Source organism: Rhizobium sp. 2YAF20 (genome assembly GCF_052114685.1).
Taxonomy (GTDB): Bacteria; Pseudomonadota; Alphaproteobacteria; order Rhizobiales; family Rhizobiaceae; genus Rhizobium.
In genome coordinates, this window is the sequence record NZ_JBFRFF010000001.1 from 294,189 (window position 1) to 313,434 (window position 19,246).

17 protein-coding genes and 1 pseudogene are annotated in these 19,246 nt (G+C 60.8%); 11 read left to right on the forward strand and 7 right to left on the reverse strand.

Going from position 1 to position 19,246, the window contains the following annotated elements; all coding sequences use genetic code 11:
* Positions 1-24 precede the first annotated feature (24 nt).
* Positions 25-921, forward strand: coding sequence for a DMT family transporter (locus AB4Z52_RS01380; RefSeq protein ID WP_442216104.1), 897 nt, complete (start codon positions 25-27; stop codon positions 919-921).
* Between the two features lie 151 nt (positions 922-1,072).
* Positions 1,073-1,603, forward strand: a complete 531-nt coding sequence (gene rutF, locus AB4Z52_RS01385) for an NADH-dependent FMN reductase RutF (protein WP_442216105.1) — start codon at positions 1,073-1,075, stop codon at positions 1,601-1,603.
* Positions 1,604-1,616: 13 nt separating this feature from the next.
* On the opposite strand, the gene AB4Z52_RS01390 is transcribed toward rutF, so the two are convergent.
* The 3 genes from AB4Z52_RS01390 to AB4Z52_RS01400 all read right to left on the reverse strand — a co-directional run bounded on the left by AB4Z52_RS01390 (position 1,617) and on the right by AB4Z52_RS01400 (position 4,880).
* Positions 1,617-2,621 (reverse strand): NAD-dependent epimerase, encoded by a 1,005-nt coding sequence (locus AB4Z52_RS01390; protein ID WP_442216106.1) that lies wholly within the window; start codon positions 2,619-2,621, stop codon positions 1,617-1,619.
* 2 nt (positions 2,622-2,623) lie between these two features.
* A complete protein-coding gene (locus AB4Z52_RS01395; protein ID WP_442216107.1) occupies positions 2,624-3,961 on the reverse strand; it encodes a UDP-glucose dehydrogenase family protein in 1,338 nt (445 codons plus the stop codon).
* A gap of 211 nt (positions 3,962-4,172) precedes the next feature.
* Positions 4,173-4,880, reverse strand: coding sequence for a GntR family transcriptional regulator (locus AB4Z52_RS01400; RefSeq protein WP_442216108.1), 708 nt, complete (start codon positions 4,878-4,880; stop codon positions 4,173-4,175).
* A gap of 273 nt (positions 4,881-5,153) precedes the next feature.
* Here AB4Z52_RS01400 and AB4Z52_RS01405 point away from each other — a divergent pair, with 273 nt between their 5' ends.
* The 8 genes from AB4Z52_RS01405 (at position 5,154) to AB4Z52_RS01440 (ending at position 15,192) form a co-directional block, all read left to right on the forward strand.
* Positions 5,154-6,239: an ABC transporter ATP-binding protein gene (locus AB4Z52_RS01405; protein ID WP_442216629.1), complete on the forward strand. Its 1,086-nt coding sequence runs from the start codon at positions 5,154-5,156 to the stop codon at positions 6,237-6,239.
* A gap of 29 nt (positions 6,240-6,268) precedes the next feature.
* Positions 6,269-7,567 (forward strand): ABC transporter substrate-binding protein, encoded by a 1,299-nt coding sequence (locus tag AB4Z52_RS01410; RefSeq protein ID WP_442216109.1) that lies wholly within the window; start codon positions 6,269-6,271, stop codon positions 7,565-7,567.
* A 310-nt stretch (positions 7,568-7,877) separates the two neighbouring features.
* Positions 7,878-8,795 carry an ABC transporter permease gene (locus AB4Z52_RS01415; RefSeq protein ID WP_442216110.1) on the forward strand — a complete coding sequence of 306 codons (918 nt, stop codon included), beginning with the start codon at positions 7,878-7,880 and terminating at the stop codon, positions 8,793-8,795.
* Between the two features lies 1 nt (position 8,796).
* Positions 8,797-9,639, forward strand: a complete 843-nt coding sequence (locus AB4Z52_RS01420) for an ABC transporter permease (RefSeq protein ID WP_442216111.1) — start codon at positions 8,797-8,799, stop codon at positions 9,637-9,639.
* 21 nt (positions 9,640-9,660) lie between these two features.
* Positions 9,661-10,353: an aspartate/glutamate racemase family protein gene (locus AB4Z52_RS01425; protein WP_442216112.1), complete on the forward strand. Its 693-nt coding sequence runs from the start codon at positions 9,661-9,663 to the stop codon at positions 10,351-10,353.
* Positions 10,350-11,216: a GNAT family N-acetyltransferase gene (locus AB4Z52_RS01430; protein ID WP_442216113.1), complete on the forward strand. Its 867-nt coding sequence runs from the start codon at positions 10,350-10,352 to the stop codon at positions 11,214-11,216. Before AB4Z52_RS01425 ends, AB4Z52_RS01430 begins: the two co-directional genes overlap by 4 nt.
* 210 nt (positions 11,217-11,426) lie before the next feature.
* The gene (locus AB4Z52_RS01435; protein ID WP_442216114.1) at positions 11,427-12,722 is read left to right on the forward strand and encodes an adenylosuccinate synthase; all 1,296 of its coding nucleotides are present in this window, start codon (positions 11,427-11,429) and stop codon (positions 12,720-12,722) included.
* Between the two features lie 61 nt (positions 12,723-12,783).
* Positions 12,784-15,192: a hypothetical protein gene (locus AB4Z52_RS01440; RefSeq protein ID WP_442216115.1), complete on the forward strand. Its 2,409-nt coding sequence runs from the start codon at positions 12,784-12,786 to the stop codon at positions 15,190-15,192.
* 238 nt (positions 15,193-15,430) lie between these two features.
* Here AB4Z52_RS01440 and AB4Z52_RS01445 read toward each other — a convergent pair.
* The 3 genes and pseudogenes from AB4Z52_RS01445 to AB4Z52_RS01455 form a co-directional block, all read right to left on the reverse strand.
* Positions 15,431-15,664 (reverse strand): annotated as a pseudogene (locus AB4Z52_RS01445) (SDR family oxidoreductase); the annotation flags it as partial.
* 22 nt (positions 15,665-15,686) lie between these two features.
* Positions 15,687-16,676, reverse strand: a complete 990-nt coding sequence (locus AB4Z52_RS01450) for an aldo/keto reductase (RefSeq protein ID WP_442216116.1) — start codon at positions 16,674-16,676, stop codon at positions 15,687-15,689.
* 16 nt (positions 16,677-16,692) lie between these two features.
* Positions 16,693-17,088, reverse strand: coding sequence for a (R)-mandelonitrile lyase (locus AB4Z52_RS01455; RefSeq protein ID WP_442216117.1), 396 nt, complete (start codon positions 17,086-17,088; stop codon positions 16,693-16,695).
* A 119-nt stretch (positions 17,089-17,207) separates the two neighbouring features.
* On the opposite strand from AB4Z52_RS01455, the gene AB4Z52_RS01460 reads away from it, so the two are divergent.
* On the forward strand, positions 17,208-18,101 hold the full coding sequence (locus AB4Z52_RS01460; RefSeq protein ID WP_442216118.1) for a LysR substrate-binding domain-containing protein: 894 nt from the start codon (positions 17,208-17,210) through the stop codon (positions 18,099-18,101).
* A 65-nt stretch (positions 18,102-18,166) separates the two neighbouring features.
* On the opposite strand, the gene rpoH is transcribed toward AB4Z52_RS01460, so the two are convergent.
* Complete coding sequence (rpoH, locus tag AB4Z52_RS01465; RefSeq protein WP_442216119.1) at positions 18,167-19,075, reverse strand: RNA polymerase sigma factor RpoH; 909 nt, start codon at positions 19,073-19,075, stop codon at positions 18,167-18,169.
* Between the last annotated feature and the right edge of the window lie 171 nt (positions 19,076-19,246).

Sequence of the window (19,246 nt, forward strand, 5' to 3'; positions counted from 1 at the left end):
CCTAAAATACCGGGAGGATTCGCCTTGACGCTCGCCGAGCAGAAGCAACACCGCGTCGGCGTCGCCTATGTGGCGCTTTCGGCGTTGGCGTGGTCTTCCTCCGGCATTTTCGTCCGCCTGATCCACGCGGATCTGATGACGATCCTATTTTGCCGCGGCATCGTTTCTGGCTGCGGGGTCTTTGCCCTTTTTCTCTATATCGAGCGCGGTCGCGCCTTTCGGACTATCGGTTCGATGCGTGGGCCGTCGCTGGCAGCGACCCTATTTTCGACCGCGGCAATGATCAGCGGCATCGGGTCGATCTATTATACGTCGGTCGCCGATGCGATGGTGATCTATGCGACCGTGCCTTTCGTCACCGCGGGCGTTGCCTATGTCTTCATCAAGGAGCGGCCAAGCGTGACCACGATGGTCGCCAGCAGCGTTGCACTCCTCGGCGTCATCGTCATGCTCACCGGCGAGTCTGGCGGCGGCGGGAGCTGGCTCGGTAAGGTGCTAGCGGCGATCATGACCTTGATGGTTGCGGGCCTTGCCGTTGTCATGCGCCAGCACCGCAACGTGCCGATGTTGCCGGCGATGGCAGCCTCGGCCTGGCTCTGCTCGTTTGTCACCTTCTGGTTCGCCTCCCCGGGCTCGGTCTCGGCTGGCGATACCGGCCTGATCATCGCCTTCGGGCTGGTCCAGAATGCCATGGGCCTCAGTCTCTACACCTTCGGTTCGCGTCTGATACCGGCTGCGGACGCCAGTCTCCTGACAGCACTCGAAGTGCCGCTCACCCCGCTCTGGGTCTGGATCTTTCTTAAGGAGACGCCGTCTGCCGCAACGATGATCGGCGGGCCGATCGTTCTCTTCGCCCTCTTCGGCCATATCCTTCTTGAGGTTCGGCGAAACCGGGTGCCGGCAGGCGTCGCCGTCAATTGACGTTGTGTCCGAAAATATTCTCTTTGCCCATAGATTTAATAGGGAATATTGTCTCGTCCGTAGCCCGTAGGAGAGAAAGCCGTTGCTTGAGAGTGCTATACAAGATGAGTAACTTGCGATGAACCCGCGGGCGGTCAAGCGAGGACGTGAAATGAACATGAAGACGTCAGTGGCGATCAGGGATGCGGTCCCGGTAGCCGAGCCCGAGGCCAACAGGTTCGAATTCCGTGATGCCATGTCGCGCATGGCTGCTGCTGTCAACATCGTCACGACCAACGGCCCCGGCGGCCTGGCCGGTTTTGCCGCGACCGCTGTCTGCAGCGTCACCGACAGCCCGCCGACCTTGCTTGTCTGCCTCAATCGTGGCGCTTCCGTGCATCCGGCAGTCACTGCCAACGGCGTTCTCTGCGTCAACGTTCTTTCCGACGGCCATCAGGACCTGTCGCGGCTTTTCGGCGGCAAGACGCCGGTCGAGGAGCGCTTTTCCGCGGCCTCATGGTCTGAGCTTGCGACCGGGTCGCCGGTGCTCGACGACGCGCTGGTCTCCTTCGATTGCCGCATCATCCACCGTGCCGACGGTGGAACGCATGACATCTTGATGTGCGAAGTCGATGCCATTCGCCGCCGCGATGACGGGCAGGGCCTGGTCTATTTCGATCGGACTTACCACCGCGCCGGCTGACGAGCCGTTTCGATCAATAGTTTTCCTGATACCACTCCACGAAGCGACGCACGCCTTCTTCGACCGGTATCTGCGGCTTGAAGTCGGTTAGCGCAACCAGGAGGCTGGGGTCGGCGAAGGTCCGGTGGACGTCGCCGGGTTGCATCGGCAGCATCTTGCGGATGGCTGGCTTGCCGAGCGCCGCCTCGATGGTCTCGACGAAATGCATCAGCTCGACCGATGTTCCGCCGCCGATATTGACGATCCGGAACGGTGCATGGCGAGATAGCGAGTCGACACACGCATCGCTGACCACCCGGTTTTCCTCGGACGGCACGACGGCAATGAGGCGGACGATGCCCTCGACGAGATCGTCGATATAGGTGAAGTCGCGGCTCATCTTGCCTTCGCCGTAGATCTCAATCGGCCTGTCGTGACGCACGGCATCGACGAACTTGAAGAGCGCCATGTCGGGGCGGCCCCAGGGACCGTAGACCGTGAAGAAGCGGAAGGCGGTCGTCGGGGTGCCGAAGAGATGGGCGTAGCTGTGCGCCATCAACTCCATGCTCTTCTTCGTCGCCGCATAGATCGTCATCTGCTCGTCGGCCTTGTCGCTTTCGGCAAACGGCATCTTCTCATTGGCGCCGTAGACAGACGAGGTCGAGGCCAGTAGCAGATGCTTCGGCTTCAGCGCGCGGGCGAGCTCGATGACGTTGAACGAGCCGGTAACATTGGAATCGACGTAGGATTTCGGGTTCTCGAGGCTATAGCGGACGCCTGCCTGGGCCGCGAGATGGACGATGACGTCAGGCTCTGCAAGCTCTGCCGCCCTGTCGAGGGCAATCTTGTCTTCGAGCATGCCGACGACTGCCTTGAAGCCGTTCGAGCGGGAAAGGATTGCGTGGCGCTTTTCCTTCAGCGCCACGTCGTAGTACGGCGTCATGCCGTCAAAGCCGACAACGAAATTGCCGTCGTCAAGCAGGCGCTTGGCAAGATGGAAGCCGATGAAACCAGCGGTGCCTGTAATCAAATAACGCATGTTCAGGCCTTCCTTGCGGTTTCGCCGGTCTGCGGCGTCGGTCGTCCGACGCTGGTATATTCGAACCCATGGCGGACGACCTCATCGCGACGATAGATGTTGCGCAGGTCGATCAGCAGCGGTGCTTTCATGACCGACTTCAATCTGAGAAAATCGAGCGCGCGGAACTGGTTCCATTCGGTGACGATGACCACAGCGTCGGCGCCTTGCGCTGCGCCATAGGCGTCCTCGGCATAGGCAATGCCGTCGATGACATTCGCAGCGTTCTCCATGCCTTCCGGATCATAGCCGATGACAGTGGCGCCGCCGTCCTGCAGTGTCTGGATGATCGAGATTGCAGGGCTGTCACGCATGTCGTCGGTATTGGGCTTGAATGTGAGGCCAAGGACTGCGATCGTCTTGCCGCGCACGTCGCCGCCGACTGCTGCGATGACTTTGCGGCCCATGGCACGCTTGCGGTTGTCGTTGATCGAGATCGTCGTTTCGATCAGCCGCACGGGGCTGTCATAGTCCTGGGCGGTTTTGGCCAGCGCAAGCGTGTCCTTCGGGAAGCACGAGCCGCCGTAGCCAGGGCCTGCATGCAAGAACTTCGAGCCGATGCGGCCGTCGAGGCCGATCCCGCGGGAAACCTCCTGGACATTGGCGCCAACTTTCTCGCAAAGATCGGCCATCTCGTTGATGAAGGTGATCTTCATCGCGAGGAAGGCGTTGGCGGCATATTTGATCAGTTCCGACGTGCGTCGCGAGGTGAAAAGCAGCGGCGCCTGGTTAAGGTAAAGCGGTCGGTAGACCTCGGTCATCACCTCGCGGGCGCGATCGTCGTCAAGGCCGATGACGATGCGGTCCGGGCGCTTGAAGTCCTCGATGGCTGCGCCTTCGCGCAGGAACTCCGGATTGGAGACGACAGCAACATCGGCATCGGGATTGGTTTCGCGGATGATGCGCTCGACCTCGTCGCCGGTGCCGACCGGCACGGTCGACTTGGTGACGACGACGGTGAAGCCCTTGATATGCATCGCGATTTCGCGGGCGACGGCATAGACATAGGACAAATCCGCATGGCCATCGCCACGGCGCGACGGGGTGCCGACAGCGATGAAGATGACGTCGCTTGCAGAGACGCACTCCTCCACTTCTGTCGAGAACGACAGGCGGCCGGAGCGGACATTGTCGGCCACCAGTTGCTCCAGTCCCGGCTCGAAGATCGGGATTGCGCCAGCCCTCAGTGCGTCGATCTTGGTAACGTCGTTATCGACGCATATGACGTCATGGCCGAAATCCGCAAAGCAGACGCCGGATACCAGACCCACATAACCAGAGCCGATCATCGTGATGCGCATGAAATCTATTCCTCAGGCTGCGTCGGGATCGGACCTTCGATCGGATCCCAAGCATTGTCGATCGCCTGCGCTTATACACAGCGTTCCCCCAGTCGGCCATATCCGACCGACGTTTGTGCAGCCGCTGCACGAATGTTTTATAAAAAGGGGATAAATCCGCAAGGCGCTGCCTCACTGGGGACGCAAAGCAATATTGCGACGCCTGCCGCGATCAGCCCTTCAAAATATCGGACAGCCGTTTGCCGACGGGTTCGCGCTCGGAGAGGTCGAGGCCGGAGAAGAGGTCGACGATGTGGCTGACCATCAGTTCGGCGGCGTCCTTTGGCTTGTGCTGCGCAATGGCTTTGACCAGCTCGTGATGGGCGTGGTGTTCGCAGATCGTGTCGCGGCGGCGCCAGTATAGCGCTACTATCAGCGAGGAGCGCGAGCAGAGCCTGCGCACGAAATCCGTGTAGATCGAGTGGTTGGCGATCTCGGCGATCGCGACATGGAACTGGCCGGAGAGATGGACTGCTTCGCCGTCCTTGCCGGCGGCGACCGCGGCATGCTCTTCTTCCATATGTCTCTCGAGAAGGGCGATATCGGCGGGCTTGGCGATCTCGGCTGCCATTGCGGCGACCTTCGGCTCGAGCAGGGAGCGGGCCTCGAAGACTTCCCGGGCCTCCAGCCGCGTCGGCTTGGCAACGAAGGCGCCGCGGTTCTGCTCCAGCGTCACCAAGTGGTCTAGCGCAAGGGCCTGAAGGGCAGCGCGAACGACGGTGCGGCTGACGGAGTAGATGTCGCCGAGTTCGTCCTCGGGCAATTTCGTGCCCGGCGTTACGCTGTGGCCGAGAATAGCACTCCTGATCCCGAGATAGACGGGCGACTGCTGCACAGGCGGCTGCCCAGCCGTCCTGTTTTTTCCTGGTGTTTCGAGCATGGTTTATTATCGGCTTGGGATTGAGAGAAATCGCTGTCTTGCATTCAATATAACCTATCATTGCGCGCAATGCCACGTAAGTTTTGTATACAATCACTGCTTACGTTGTGTGCATTTGCTCGTTTTCCCGCTCCCATAAAATGGGCAACGCGTATGGCGCCTAAATATCTCGCAATTAAAATATGCATATTATCAATAGTTTAATCTGACTTTTCGCAACTGGCACGGCCTTTGCAAATTCCCTTGAGCAAAAGCATGTTGCTAGAGGTGCAGATGGCAAAGGGCGATCTTGAACTTATCAGACTGACGAAGCGCTACGGCAATGCGCTCGCCGTCGACGCCATTGATCTCAAGGTGCCGGCCGGCACCTATTGCTGCCTGCTCGGTCCGTCCGGTTGCGGCAAGTCTTCGACGCTGCGCATGGCTGCCGGACATGAGACTGTGTCGGAAGGCGACATCGTGCTTTCGGAGAGCCAGATCACCCATGCACGTCCCGCCGATCGCGGTACGGCGATGATGTTTCAGAACTACGCGCTCTTTCCGCATCTCGACCTCGTCGACAACGTCGCCTTCAGCCTGAAGATGAAGGGCGTCGACAAGGAGACGCGTCGGGCCAAGGCCCTTGAGATGCTGAAGCTCATGCAGATGGAGCCATACGCCAACCGGCGACCGGCGCAGCTGTCGGGCGGCCAGCAGCAGCGTGTGGCCCTTGCGCGCGCGCTGATCACGGACCCGGAAGCGCTGCTTCTCGACGAGCCGTTGTCGGCGCTCGATCCGTTCCTGAAGATCCGCATGCGGGCGGAATTGAAAAAGCTGCAGAAGACGCTCGCCATCACCTTCGTCCATGTGACGCACAGCCAGGAGGAGGCGATGGCGCTCTCCGACCTGATCGTCGTGATGAACAACGGTCGCATAGAGCAGGCAGCCGAAGCCCGGGAAGTGTTCGAACGGCCGGCGACAGCCTTCGTTGCGCGCTTCATGGGCGATCACAACGTGCTCTCCGGGCGCGTCATGGAAAGCCAGGACGGCGTCGTCAAGCTCGAAGCGCCGGAAGGTCAGACATTTTCCGTCCGCGGCAATGCTTCCAATGCCGGCGCGCCGATCGATATCGGCATCCGCACCGATCGCGTCCGCCTGGCTCCACCGTCGGAAAAGAGCCTCGGGTTCAACGGCATCGTTTCGAATGTCGAATATCGCGGCGCCACTGTGAAGATCACCGTCATCGGCGCGGGCAGCGAGGACTTCACGGCCATCGTTCGCGACACGGAATATTTTGCCAAGCCGGTGTCGGTCGGCGATGCACTGTCATTGAGTTGGGCCCTGGAGGATGCGGTCCTCCTCGGCCGGCTTTCAGCCTGAATATTCAACATCAAAAAAGGGGACTGCGCATGACCAAGGAAACCAAATCAACCAAGACGGGAGCGGGAATTTCCCGCCGTACTCTGCTGAAGACCGGTGCTGCCGCCGTCGGCGCAGTGGCCGGCTCAGGCCTCATCACCGGCTTCCCGACGATCTGGGCGCAGAACCCGATCACGCTTCGCCAGTTCGGCACCGGCGTGTCGAACCTCAACGCCATTGCCGACAAGTGCAAGGCCGATCTCGGCATCACCCTTGAAATGACGGCAACGGATTCCGATGCCGCGGCCCAGCGCGCCGTGACCCAACCGGACAGTTACGACATCGCCGACATCGAATACTGGATCGCCAAGAAGGTGTTCCCGACAGGCGTCCTGCAGCCGATGGACACTAAGAAGCTGAAGTACTACGACAAGATCGTACCGCTTTTCATCACCGGCAAGCTGAAGCCGGATAGCGTCATCGCCCAGGGTACTGCTCCGCACACCGTTGGCTTTGTCGAAGGCCAGACCTCCAAGAAATTCTCCAAGAAGCCGACCGAATGGATGACGATGGTTCCGACCATCTACAACGCCGACACGCTCGGTATCCGCCCCGACCTCGTCGGCCGCGACATTACCAGCTGGGCTGACATCCTCGATCCTGCCTTCAAGGGCAAGACGGCGATCCTCAACATCCCGTCGATTGGCATCATGGACGCTGCGATGATTATGGAAGCTTCCGGCCACATCAAATACGCCGACAAGGGCAACATGACGAAGGCCGAGATCGACAAGACGATCGACTTCCTCATCAAGACCAAGGGCGACGGTCAGTTCCGTGCCTTTTGGAAGTCTTTCGACGAGTCGGTCAACCTGATGGCTTCGGGCGAAGTGGTCATCCAGTCTATGTGGTCGCCGGCCGTTGCCGCCGTCCGCTCCAAGGGCATCGCCTGCAAGTTCCAGCCGCTCAAGGAAGGTTACCGTTCATGGGGCGGCGGTCTCGGCCTTGCCAAGCACCTGTCGGGCGCGCAGCTCGATGCGGCTTACGAATATATCAACTGGTACACGTCCGGCTGGGTCGGCGGCTACCTCAATCGCCAGGGCTATTACTCGGCCTGCATGGACACTGCCAAGAACTTCATGACGGCCGATGAATGGGGCTACTGGATCGAAGGCAAGCCTGCACAGGGCGACATCATGTCTCCTGAAGGCAAGATCATGGAAAAGGCCGGAGCGGTTCGCGACGGCGGCTCGTTCGAGGAACGCATGGGTCACGTCGCCTGCTGGAATTCGGTCATGGACGAGGACCGTTACATGGTCAAGCGCTGGAACGAATTCATCGCTGCTTGATATCGAAAGCCCCTTCTCCCTTGCCCACGGGGAGAAGGAAACGGAAGGCGAGGGGGCAACTTGCTCCAGTTCTCATGGTAAGGAGGCCCGAAGGGTCGTCTCGAACCACGAGGGCTGGCCCGAGGTCCGTGGCTTGCAGATAACCGCAGACATCGGCGCAAGCGCCCTCGCCCTTCGAAGCAATTCTGCGAATCTTACCGCAGGAAGGGCGCCATGCCTCAACCCCGGCTTCTGATGCCCGTAACAAGCAATTGCTTGCGCGGAGAGGGCCAGCGTGAAGGCAGCCTCACGGCACCAACGGAGACTGGAAATGGCAACAATCGCGACGGCGCAAATGGAAAAGGGGGCGGCCCAGAAATCCGGCTGGCGCAATTTGACGCTGCCGCTCGGGCTGCTGTCCTATCTGCAGGCGCTGCCGCTGCTGGTCATCCTCGGCTTCTTCTTCCTGCTGCCGATCCTGTTGATCGCGGTCGTCAGCTTCTGGGATTACGATTTCGCAGGTATCTATCCCGCTTTCCTCAGCACGAACTACACCGATACGCTCGGCTCCTGGGTCACCTGGAAGACCTATCTCAATACGCTCAAATTCACCGTCATCGTCTGGGGCCTGACATTGTTCATCGGCTTCTGGGTCGCCTATTTCCTGGCGTTCCATATCCGCAAGACGACGACGCAGATGATGCTGTTTTTGATCTGCACCGTGCCGTTCCTGACGTCGAACATCATTCGGATGATCTCCTGGATCCCGGTGCTCGGGCGAAATGGCCTGATCAACTCATCGCTGATCAAGATGGGCGTCATCCCGCAGCCGATCGAATGGCTGCTCTATTCGGATTTCGCGGTCATCCTTGCCATGGTGCATCTTTATACACTCTTCATGGTGACGCCGATCTTCAACACGCTGATGCGCATAGACCGCTCGCTGTTCGAGGCGGCGCGCGATGCCGGCGCCACCGGCTGGCAGATCCTCTGGAACGTGGTCATACCGCTCGCCAAGCCGGGCATTGCAATAGGCACGATTTTCGTTGTCACGCTGGTCATGGCCGACTTCTCGACGGTGCAGGTCATGTCCGGCGGACAGAGCGCTTCGGTTGCGCTGATGATGAAGAACCAGATGTCGCTGCTGCAATATCCGGCCGCTGCCGCCAATGCGGTCGTGCTGCTGATCTTGGTGCTTTTGATGGTCGCGGCCATCCTTCGTGTCGTCGACATTCGCAAGGAGCTTTGAGATGAACTCTGAAAAGCGGCCCCTGGAATTCTATGTGCTCGCCATATTCTTCGGGCTGTTCGTGCTGTTTCTCTACGGCCCGTTCTCGGCCATCTTCATCCTCTCTTTCCAGGGCCCGGACGGCGGCCTGACCTTTCCGCTCAACGGCGTGTCGCTGCACTGGTTCGTCAATCTGTTCCAGCGCCAGTCGGTCGGCGATTTCGGCGCGGCTTTCCAGCGGTCCTTCATTCTCGGGCTGATGGTGATGGTGGTGACCGTCGTCGTAGCGCTTCTGGCCGGCCTTGCCTTCCGCCGCCAGTTCCGTGGTGCCTCGATCATCTTCTATGCGACGGTTGCGAGCCTCGTCGTCCCCTCGATCATCATTTCGCTGGGCATCGGGGTGCTGTTCCAGCAGCTTGGCCTGTCGCCCGCCTGGTATTCCTCGGCCTTCGGCGCGCATCTGACCTGGACGCTGCCCTTCGGCGTATTGATCATGTTCGCCGTCTTCAACCGCTTCTCGCCATCCTACGAAGAGGCAGCGCGCGATCTCGGAGCCAGTTCCTGGCAGGCATTCCGTCATGTCGTCCTGCCGATGATCGCGCCGAGCCTGATCGGCGTGGCGCTGTTCGGCTTCACGCTTTCCTATGACGAATTTGCCCGCACGCTGATGACCTCGGGCTCGTTCAACACCCTGCCGCTCGAGATCTATGGCATGACCACCAATGTTACGACGCCGGTGCTCTATGCGCTCGGCACCGTCACCACGGGCTTCTCCTTCAGTATTATTCTTGTCTTCATCGCCATCGGCATGTTCATGCGCGCTCGCCGCGTCGCCCAGGGGTCGGACGCCGGCAAGGGAATTTGAACGCCCAAGGAATTCAAAAGAATGCGCATTTTGGTCATCAACCCCAACACCACGGCTTCGATGACGGAAAAGATCGGCATGGCGGCCCGAAAAGTTGCCGGCGCCGATACCGAGATCGTCGCCCGCAATCCGCCGACGGGCCCGGCCAGCATCCAGGGACGGGCGGATGGAGAGGCGGCGCTTCCTGGCCTGTTTGCTGAAATCGACAAGGCGAACGACGAGGATTTCGATGCCGTCATCATCGCCTGCTTCGATGACACCGGGCTCTATCGGGCGCGTCAGCGGACATCGCGTCCGGTGATCGGCATCGGCGAGGCCGGGTATCATGCGGCAACGCTGATTGCCGGGCGCTTTAGCGTCGTCACCACCCTCTCGGTCTCGATCCCCGTCATCGAGGACAATATCGTCACCTACGGGTTCAGGAGCCGCTGCGCCCGCGTCCGCGCATCGGAAGTGCCCGTCCTCGAATTGGAACGTCCCGGATCGGACGCTTGCCGCACCATATCGCTTGAGATTACAACAGCATTGGCTAATGATGGCGTCGACGCAATCGTTCTGGGCTGCGCCGGCATGGCGGATTTAGCCAATGAACTCAGTCTGGAACATGGCGTGCCGATCATCGATGGGGTTGCTGCGGCCGTCAAGCTTGCCGAGATGCTGTTTGCTCTCGGTTTGAAGACGTCTCAGGCGGGGGTATTCAGGAAAGTTGCATGAGTTCAGCATTCGCCGTTCGGACGATGCGACCAGGAGAAATAGAGCTTGCCCTCGAATGGGCCCGACAGGAGGGATGGAACCCCGGTGTCGACGATGCTTTGGATTTCTACGATACCGATTCCTCGGGTTTTCTTGTTGGGGCGATCAGTGAAGTACCTGTTGGCTGCATATCCGTCGTAAAATATGGCGGAACCTTCGCCTTTCTCGGCTTTTTCATGGTCCACCCAGATTTTCGGGGCAGGGGCTTTGGCAAGCAGCTCTGGGATCGCGGCATGGCCTCGGCGGAGGGGCGCACCATTGGTCTCGACGGAGTGGCCGACCAGCAGGCGAACTATCAGCGAGCCGGCTTCGAGGTCGCCTATAAGACGGTGCGCTACGGCGGCGTTCCAAGGGGTCTTCCCTCAAACGGGATAGTCGCGGCGCCGGTTGCGCCCGACCGGCTCGGCGGATTGCAGCGATACGACGCCGGGATGTTTCCCGAGGTACGCAATACCTTTATTTCGCTCTGGTGCGGCGCGCCGGCGAAGCGAAAGTCCGTCGTGGTGCGCAGTAGCGGCAAGATCCGTGGCTACGGCACGATCCGGCGCTGTTTCGAGGGCTACAAGATCGGCCCGCTGTTTGCCAATGACCCCGAAACGGCCACGGCCATTCTTTCAGCCCTGATCCCGGTGACCCCAAGCCGCGCTGGCAGCAAGCCACAGCGGATCTACATCGACGTGCCCGCCGACAATGTCGAGGGCGTTCGGCTGGCGGAAGCTTTCGGTCTCGAACCGGTGTTCGAAACGACGCGGATGTACCGAGGCCCGGCGCCGATCCTGCCGATGAAACGGATCTTCGGGGTGACCACGCTGGAACTTGGGTAAGCTTCGGCGGGCACCCGGAACCGGCCTTCTCGTCACAATTGTTCGATCACCGATCGCGAATGCCCGCATCGAGGGCATAGCAGCGCTGATAAGTCATGCAAAAAGCCCAATCTGGTGTGACAACAGGGTCGCTTTCCGAAAAACAAAGCTTTATAGATGCGCGGGTTTGAGCAAGGCGCTGCAATCGCGCAGGAAGCAGGAAGTAAATAAATGACGAACGTAGTCGTGATCGGTTCGCAATGGGGTGACGAAGGCAAGGGCAAAATTGTCGACTGGCTTTCCGAACGTGCGGACGTGATCGTGCGCTTCCAGGGCGGTCACAATGCCGGCCATACGCTCGTCGTCGACGGGGTCAGCTACAAGCTCGCCCTTCTCCCATCGGGCCTCGTGCGCGGCAAGCTCAGCGTCATCGGCAACGGTGTGGTCGTTGACCCCCATCATTTCGTTGCTGAAGTGGAAAAGCTGCGCAGCCAGGGCGTTGCGGTTACGCCAGAGGTGCTACGCATTGCCGAGAACGCGCCGCTCATACTGTCGCTCCATCGCGATCTCGATGGGTTGCGCGAGGATGCGGCCTCCAACAGTGGCACCAAGATCGGAACGACGCGCCGCGGGATCGGCCCGGCTTATGAAGACAAGGTCGGCCGTCGCGCCATTCGCGTGATCGACCTCGCCGAGCCGGAAACCCTGCCTGTCAAGATCGACCGCTTGCTGACGCATCACAATGCGCTGCGGCGCGGCATGAACCTGCCGGAAATTTCGTTCGATTCGCTGCATGAAGAACTGACGTCGGTCGCCCATCACATCCTGCCTTATGTGGATCAGGTGTGGAGGTTGCTCGACGACCAGCGCAAGGCCGGCGCACGTATCCTTTTCGAAGGCGCCCAAGGCGCGCTGCTGGACAACGACCACGGCACCTATCCTTTCGTGACATCGTCGAACACGGTGGCCGGGCAGGCGGCGGCAGGCTCTGGCCTCGGCCCGACGGCGATTGGCTATGTGCTCGGTATCACCAAGGCCTATACGACGCGTGTCGGCGAGGGGCCTTTCCCTTGCGAGCTCAACGACGAGATCGGCCGGCATTTGTCCACGGTCGGCCGCGAGGTCGGCGTCAACACCGGTCGTCCGCGTCGCTGCGGCTGGTTCGATGCGGTCCTCGTCAAGCAGACGGTTGTCACGTCTGGGATCACAGGCATTGCGCTCACCAAGCTCGACGTTCTCGATGGCCTCGACGAGCTGAAAATCTGCACCGGCTACATGCTCGACGGCGTCGAGATAGATTATCTACCGGCAAGCCAGGCGGCGCAGGCCCGCGTCGAGCCGATCTACATCACGCTCGAAGGCTGGAAAGAATCGACCGTCGGCGCGCGTCGCTGGGCGGACCTTCCGGCGCAGGCAATCAAATATGTCCGGCAGGTGGAAGAGTTGATCGGTGCGCCGGTAGCGCTTCTGTCCACTAGCCCTGAGCGCGACGACACCATACTTGTGACCGATCCGTTTGAGGATTAATGTCTCGGATCATTGACAAATCCCTGTTCGGCCAAGTGCTGGACATCATGAGAAAGTACTGATGGCGGATTTTGTAGCAGTCATCCGACGCGCCGTAGATGGCCTGTCCGATAATACGCCCGAGATGCGGGTGAAGGTCTACGAGCGTGCGAGAAGTGCCGTGCAGCGGCAGCTCGAGAACATGAAGCCGCGCCCGCCTGAAGCGATGCTCGCCCGCCAGCTCGAAAAGCTCGATGCCGCCATTCGAGAGGTCGAAGCAGAGCATTCCGAGGCTTTCGTCGCTTCCGAAGAGCCAGTGACCGAGGCCGCGCCAATCGAGGAGCCGGCCTATTCCCGCGCGGAAGAGCCCTCCCAGCAGGCGCCTGACGAACCGGTTGCCGAACACATGTACGAGCCGCCCGCACCCGAGCCGGCGCCATCCGCCAGTGTCGATCACGCGGAGCCGGTTCATGCTGTACATCGGGAAGAACCCACCGGCTGGCACCCTGCCGGCGAAGAAAACGAGCCGACCGAAGACTGGCAGGCGTCGCATTCGCCGACAGTGGCCGATGCTCCGGTTATCGCCTATCAGAAGACCGAGGAATACGGCCCTGCCGCGTCGCTTGACGGGCGGGTCGATCCTGTTCACGAGGAATGGCCGGGGCAGGCCTCCTCCGATATCGGCTATTCCGTCGATGAACAGCGTCAGCAGCTGTCCGAGGTTTCGGTCGAGACCGCGACGGCGGTGCCGAACCAGCGCTTCGTCGAGGACGTTCAGAGCGAGCCGCTGCGCGCCGACGCCGGTGGTCGTTTCGGTGATGTGTGGGCGGAGCCAGCAGCACCGGTTGCAACGCCTACAGCACCTCCAGCTTCCGCGCCCGGTTCGACGATCGACGACCCGATCCTCGCGCACAGTTTCGGCAATGCGCCGGCCGCACCGACAAAAATGCCGGCCGTTGCCGAAGACTTTGGGTGGGAAGCCAATGCATTCGACGAGCTTCCGTCGGTCCCCGCGCCGGCAAATCCTGCCCGTCGCGCAGCCCGTGACGATTTTGACGATGTCGATCTCTTCTCCGATGTGCATGGCGGCGCTTCAAAGCCTGCAGCACAACCGAAGAACGACGACCCAGGCGATGGCTGGCGCGAACTGAGAGAACTTGCCGGCTACGACAAATTCGCCGCTGATGAAGCGGTTGGTTCGCCGGTGCCGCCAGATCTCGACCAGGTCGTCGCCTCGAAGCTGCAGGGCAAGAGCTTCCGCATGGAGCCGAAGAAGCGTCGCTTTGGCATCAAGGGTATTCTGCTCACCCTCATCGGTCTTGCGATCCTCGGCGGTGGTGGCTACGCGTTCTGGATGAACCGCGCCGCTCTCAACAACATGGTCACCGGCCTCATAAGTTCCGCAACGAAGTCTGCGACGGTTGCCGGAAACCCGACGACGCCCGCGGCTCAGACAGCCAAGGCATCTCCGGCAGCTGCTGGACCGGCCGCAACGCAGGCGACGACGCCGGGCGCTTCCGCGCAGCCCGCGGCCAACGCTGCCAAGGGCACCGACGTCGCAGCACTCGACAACAACGACAATACCGTCAATGGCAAGTTCACCCAGCGACTTCTGGCCAATGGCAACGAAATCGATGCCGGTGCGGCTCCGGTTCCAGGACAGCCGGCCACCGTCGAAGGCAAGTCCGTGGCCCAGCAGAACGTTGCAGCCGCAACGACGCCGCCAGCTGCCGCAACGCCTGTGCCGACCGGCACAGCGGCGACACCGCCTGCAGCGATCACACCCGGAGCGGCTGCAGCAGCGCCTGTTGCGCCGGCCCCTGTGGCCGCGGCGCAAACACCACCGGCAGCGGCAGCGCCCGTTGATACCGCCAACGCCGCTCCGGCTGCGACACCCGCTCCTGCCGCCGATCCAGCAGCGCAGATAGGCGCCCCGCAGAAGATGTTCCTCTATGAAGAACGTCTTGGACAGGCATCGCCGGCTGCGATCGAAGGCGCCGTCACCTGGTCGCTGATTGAGGAAAAGGGCGAAGACGGTCGTCCATCGCCTTCCGTTCAGGGCAGTATCACCGTTCCCGAGCGCGGATTGACGGCGATGGTCACTTTCAAGCGGAATGCCGATCCGTCGCTTCCGGCAAGTCATGTCGTCGAGATCGTCTTCTCGGTGCCGCCGAATTTCGAGGGCGGCAGTATCGACAGCGTCCAGCGCATCGCGATGAAAGCGACCGAGCAGGACCGTGGTGACCCCCTGATCGCCGTTCCGGCGAAGATCACCGACGATTTCCACATGGTCGCGCTCAACGACTTTCCCGATGCGCGCAAGACCAATCTGGATCTGTTGAAGAATCGCGGCTGGATCGACATTCCCGTGACCTACCGCAATGGCCGGCGGGCGCTGCTGACGATGGCGAAGGGGGCAACCGGCACCGATGCCTTCAACCAGGCGATCAACGAATGGGCAGCACTGGGCAATGTCTCGAGCAGCCAATAGGCCGCTGATACCAAGCATTTGAAAAGGCGGCATTATCTAGGAAATGCCGCCGAAGGCCATTCTTATCTTGGGGCGGCCGCTCGTCTACGACAAGACGTTGTACGCAGGTGAAGAGCATTCCTGTTCCAAGCGCTCGACCGTCCTCAGGGACAGCTACTTTGAACTTCCGGAAAGTCGGTCGAACGTTGTCGGCGTATTGACGAAGCCGTCCGCGATCGGCAGCCGCATAGGGCTGATCTCGTCGACCAGGCCTATGCGGCATGAGACCGGCGTTGTTGATGATCACGTCGATACGACCATGATGTTTCGCCGCATGGTCGACCAGGTTCTTGACCTGGTCGAATTTGGTAACGTCGATCTCGAACGCAGCTTCTTTGTTGCCTCCGGCAAGGAGGCGCGCGGTCGCTTCTCCAAGTCCGCTGCTTGCTCCGGTGATGCCGACGATCTTTCCCTCGATGCCCTGTGTCGTGATGCGCTTCCTTTCTAAATGACGGCTAGCGATCGACGCGGGCCTGCAGATGCGCCGGGTAGCGATCTCCTTGCACGGTGATCTTCGAGACCGCGTCGGCGATGGCGCCGAGATCGTCTTCTGTGAGGGTGACACCCGCAGCACCAATATTTTCCTCCAGGCGATGCAGCTTCGTCGTTCCGGGGATCGGAACAATCCAGGGCTTCTGTGCCATGAGCCAGGCCAGCGCGATCTGGGCGGAGGTTGCCTCCTTCTGCGCTGCGATCTTGCCGAGCACGTCGACGAGTGCCTGGTTGGCCTTGCGTGCTTCGGGCGAAAAGCGCGGCACGACGTTGCGGAAGTCCTTGCTATCGAAGGTCGTCGTCTCGCTGATTGCGCCGGTCAGGAAGCCTTTGCCGAGCGGACTGAAGGGTACGAAGCCGATGCCGAGTTCTTCGAGCGTTGGGATGATCTCCGGTTCGGGTTCGCGCCACCACAGCGAATATTCGCTTTGAAGCGCTGCCACCGGCTGAACCGCGTGAGCGCGACGGATCGTCTTTGCCCCCGCTTCGGATAGACCGAAATGCTTGACCTTTCCCTCGTTGATCAGATCCCGCACCGCACCAGCCACGTCCTCGACGGGAACGTCCGGGTCGACGCGGTGCTGATAGAAGAGGTCGATGACATCGGTCCTCAGACGCTTTAGCGCGGCTTCGGCAACCTCTCGGATATGGTCTGGACGGCTGTTCATGCCGCTCTGGCCACCCTCGGCGTTGAAATCGAAGCCGAACTTCGTGGCGATCACCACCTTGTCACGGATCGGTGCTAAGGCCTCGCCCAGAAGCTCTTCGTTCTTGTAGGGGCCATAGGCTTCGGCGGTGTCGAAGAAGGTGACGCCACGATCGAAGGCCGTTCGGATCAGTGTGATCGCTTCCTTGATCTCCGTGGCCGGGCCGTAGCCAAAGCTAAGGCCCATGCAGCCAAGGCCGAGCGCCGAGACTTCCAGGCCGCTGCTTCCAAGTTTACGTGTCTGCATTGTTGTTTCTCCTTGTTTACCGCTGGTACTGTTCGTCAGTGACGTGTTCCATCCAGTCGACGACCTTGCCGGCGAGCCCCTCGGCAATGGCGACATGGGTCATCGCTGTCGTGGGGGATGCGCCATGCCAGTGCCTCTCACCCGGCTCGATCCAGACGATATCGCCGGCGCGGATTTCCTCGATCGGGCCGTCTTCACGTTGGACCCGGCCTAGACCGGAGAAGACAAGGAGTGTCTGGCCCAGCGGATGCGTATGCCAGGCAGTGCGTGCTCCCGGCTCGAAGGTGACCGTTGCTCCGCCGTGTCGCGCCGGCGCGCTGCCCTGGAAAGGGTAGTCTATGCGGACGGTGCCGGTGAAATAGTCGGCTGGTCCCCTGGCTGAAGGGGTCGATCCGTTGCGTTTGATGTTCATAAGAATGTCCTTTCCGTACAGGCGGCGTTCGACGAACCGCTGGTGCGGGACATTTAGCGCGTGCGATTACCCTTGATTAGATGGTAGAAAGCGCAAAGCCTTATGAGAAAGTTTCATGAATGCCGCGTCAGCCGATCAATGACCTCGCTGCCTTCATCGCCGTCGCGCGCCAGCAGAGCTTCACTAAGGCGGCGGCCAAGCTCGGTGTTTCCCAGTCTGCGCTCAGCCATACGATCACGGGGCTCGAAAAGCGGCTTGGCGTGCGGCTCTTGACCCGCAACACCCGCAGCGTCTCAACCACGCAGGCGGGCGAGCGGCTGCTTCAGAACGTCGGCCCCCACATGGACGAGATCGAAAGCGAGCTTGTCGCGCTCAGCGAATTCCGTGACAAGCCGGCAGGAGCGATCCGCATCACAGCCGCGGAACATCCGGCGAACGGCGTCATCTGGCCGGCCCTCGCAAAGCTGTTGCCCGACTATCCCGACATATATGTCGAGATCATCGTCGATTACGGTCTGACCGACATCGTTGCGGAGCGCTACGATGCCGGCGTGCGGCTTGGCGAGCAGGTAGCCAAGGATATGATCGCGGTGCGCATAGGGCCCGATATGCGCATGGCGGCCGTCGGGTCTCCAGCCTACTTCGCACGCCACCCGAAGCCGGTTGCACCGCACGATCTCACTGTACATTCCTGCATAAACATGCGCTTGCCGACCCATGGCGGCATCTATGCATGGGAGTTCGAGAAGGACGGCCACGAACTGCGGGTGCGCGTTGAAGGCCAGCTCGCGTTCAACAATATCGCGCTCAGGCTGAACGCGGCGCTAGAGGGGCTCGGGCTGGCTTATCTTCCGGAGGACGTTGTCGGGGATGATCTGCGCAGCGGACGTTTGGTCCGCGTGCTTGAAGACTGGTGCCCGCCATTTCCGGGCTATCACCTCTACTACCCGAGCCGAAGGCAGGCGTCGGCAGCATTCGCTGTTCTTGTGAACGCGCTGCGCTATCGTGGGTGAAAGGGTGGGGCACAAAAAGGCGGACCACTGGGGTCCGCCTTTTTGTTACTGCAATCGACCATTTGTTACGCGGTGGCCTCGACCACGCGCAGCGCCTTGGCGCGATCGAGCGCGTCCTTGCGGACGGCTTCTTGCACCTTTTCGAAAGCGCGGACCTCGATCTGGCGGACGCGTTCGCGGCTGATGTCGAACTCCGAAGACAGGTCCTCGAGCGTGACTGGGTCTTCCGACAGACGGCGAGCCTCGAAGATGCGGCGTTCGCGGTCGTTCAATACGCTCATGGCGCGCGCGAGCATGCGGCGGCGGGTGTCGAGCTCGTCTTGCTCGATCAGCACGGCTTCCTGGCTTTCATGGTCGTCGACGAGCCAATCCTGCCACTGGCCGGATTCGCCTTCGGCGGCCTTGATTGGCGCATTCAGCGAAGCGTCGCCCGAAAGGCGGCGGTTCATCGAGATGACCTCCTCCTCGGACACGTTGAGCTTGGTAGCGATCTCGGTGACGTGCTCCGGCTTCAGGTCGCCTTCGTCGATCGCCTGGATCTTGCCCTTGAGGCGGCGCAGGTTGAAGAACAGCCGCTTCTGGTTTGCAGTCGTCCCCATCTTCACCAGCGACCATGACCGCAGAATATATTCCTGGATCGAGGCCTTGATCCACCACATGGCATAGGTTGCCAGGCGGAAACCGCGTTCCGGATCGAACTTCTTGACAGCCTGCATCAGCCCGACATTGCCTTCGGAGACGACTTCGCCGATCGGCAGGCCGTAGCCGCGATAGCCCATGGCAATCTTCGCCACGAGGCGCAAATGGCTGGTCACCATCTTATGGGCGGCCTGACGGTCGCCATGCTCGGCATAGCGCTTGGCAAGCATGTATTCTTCCTGCGGTTCCAGCATCGGGAACTTGCGGATTTCGTCGAGATAGCGATTGAGACCGGCCTCGCCGGCGGTTATGGACGGCAGATTATTTCGGGCCATGAAAGCACCCTCCTATTCGAATATCCGACCCCTTTCGACCAGCACAGCGCGTGCCTCAGAAGCAGGCCGAGACGTGCAGGTCAAAAAGACCCCGCACTAAGTCGATATGTAGATAAGTACGGCGAAACTGTGATTCAAGGATTGAGTCACGCGAGTGTGACCTCGGCGCAA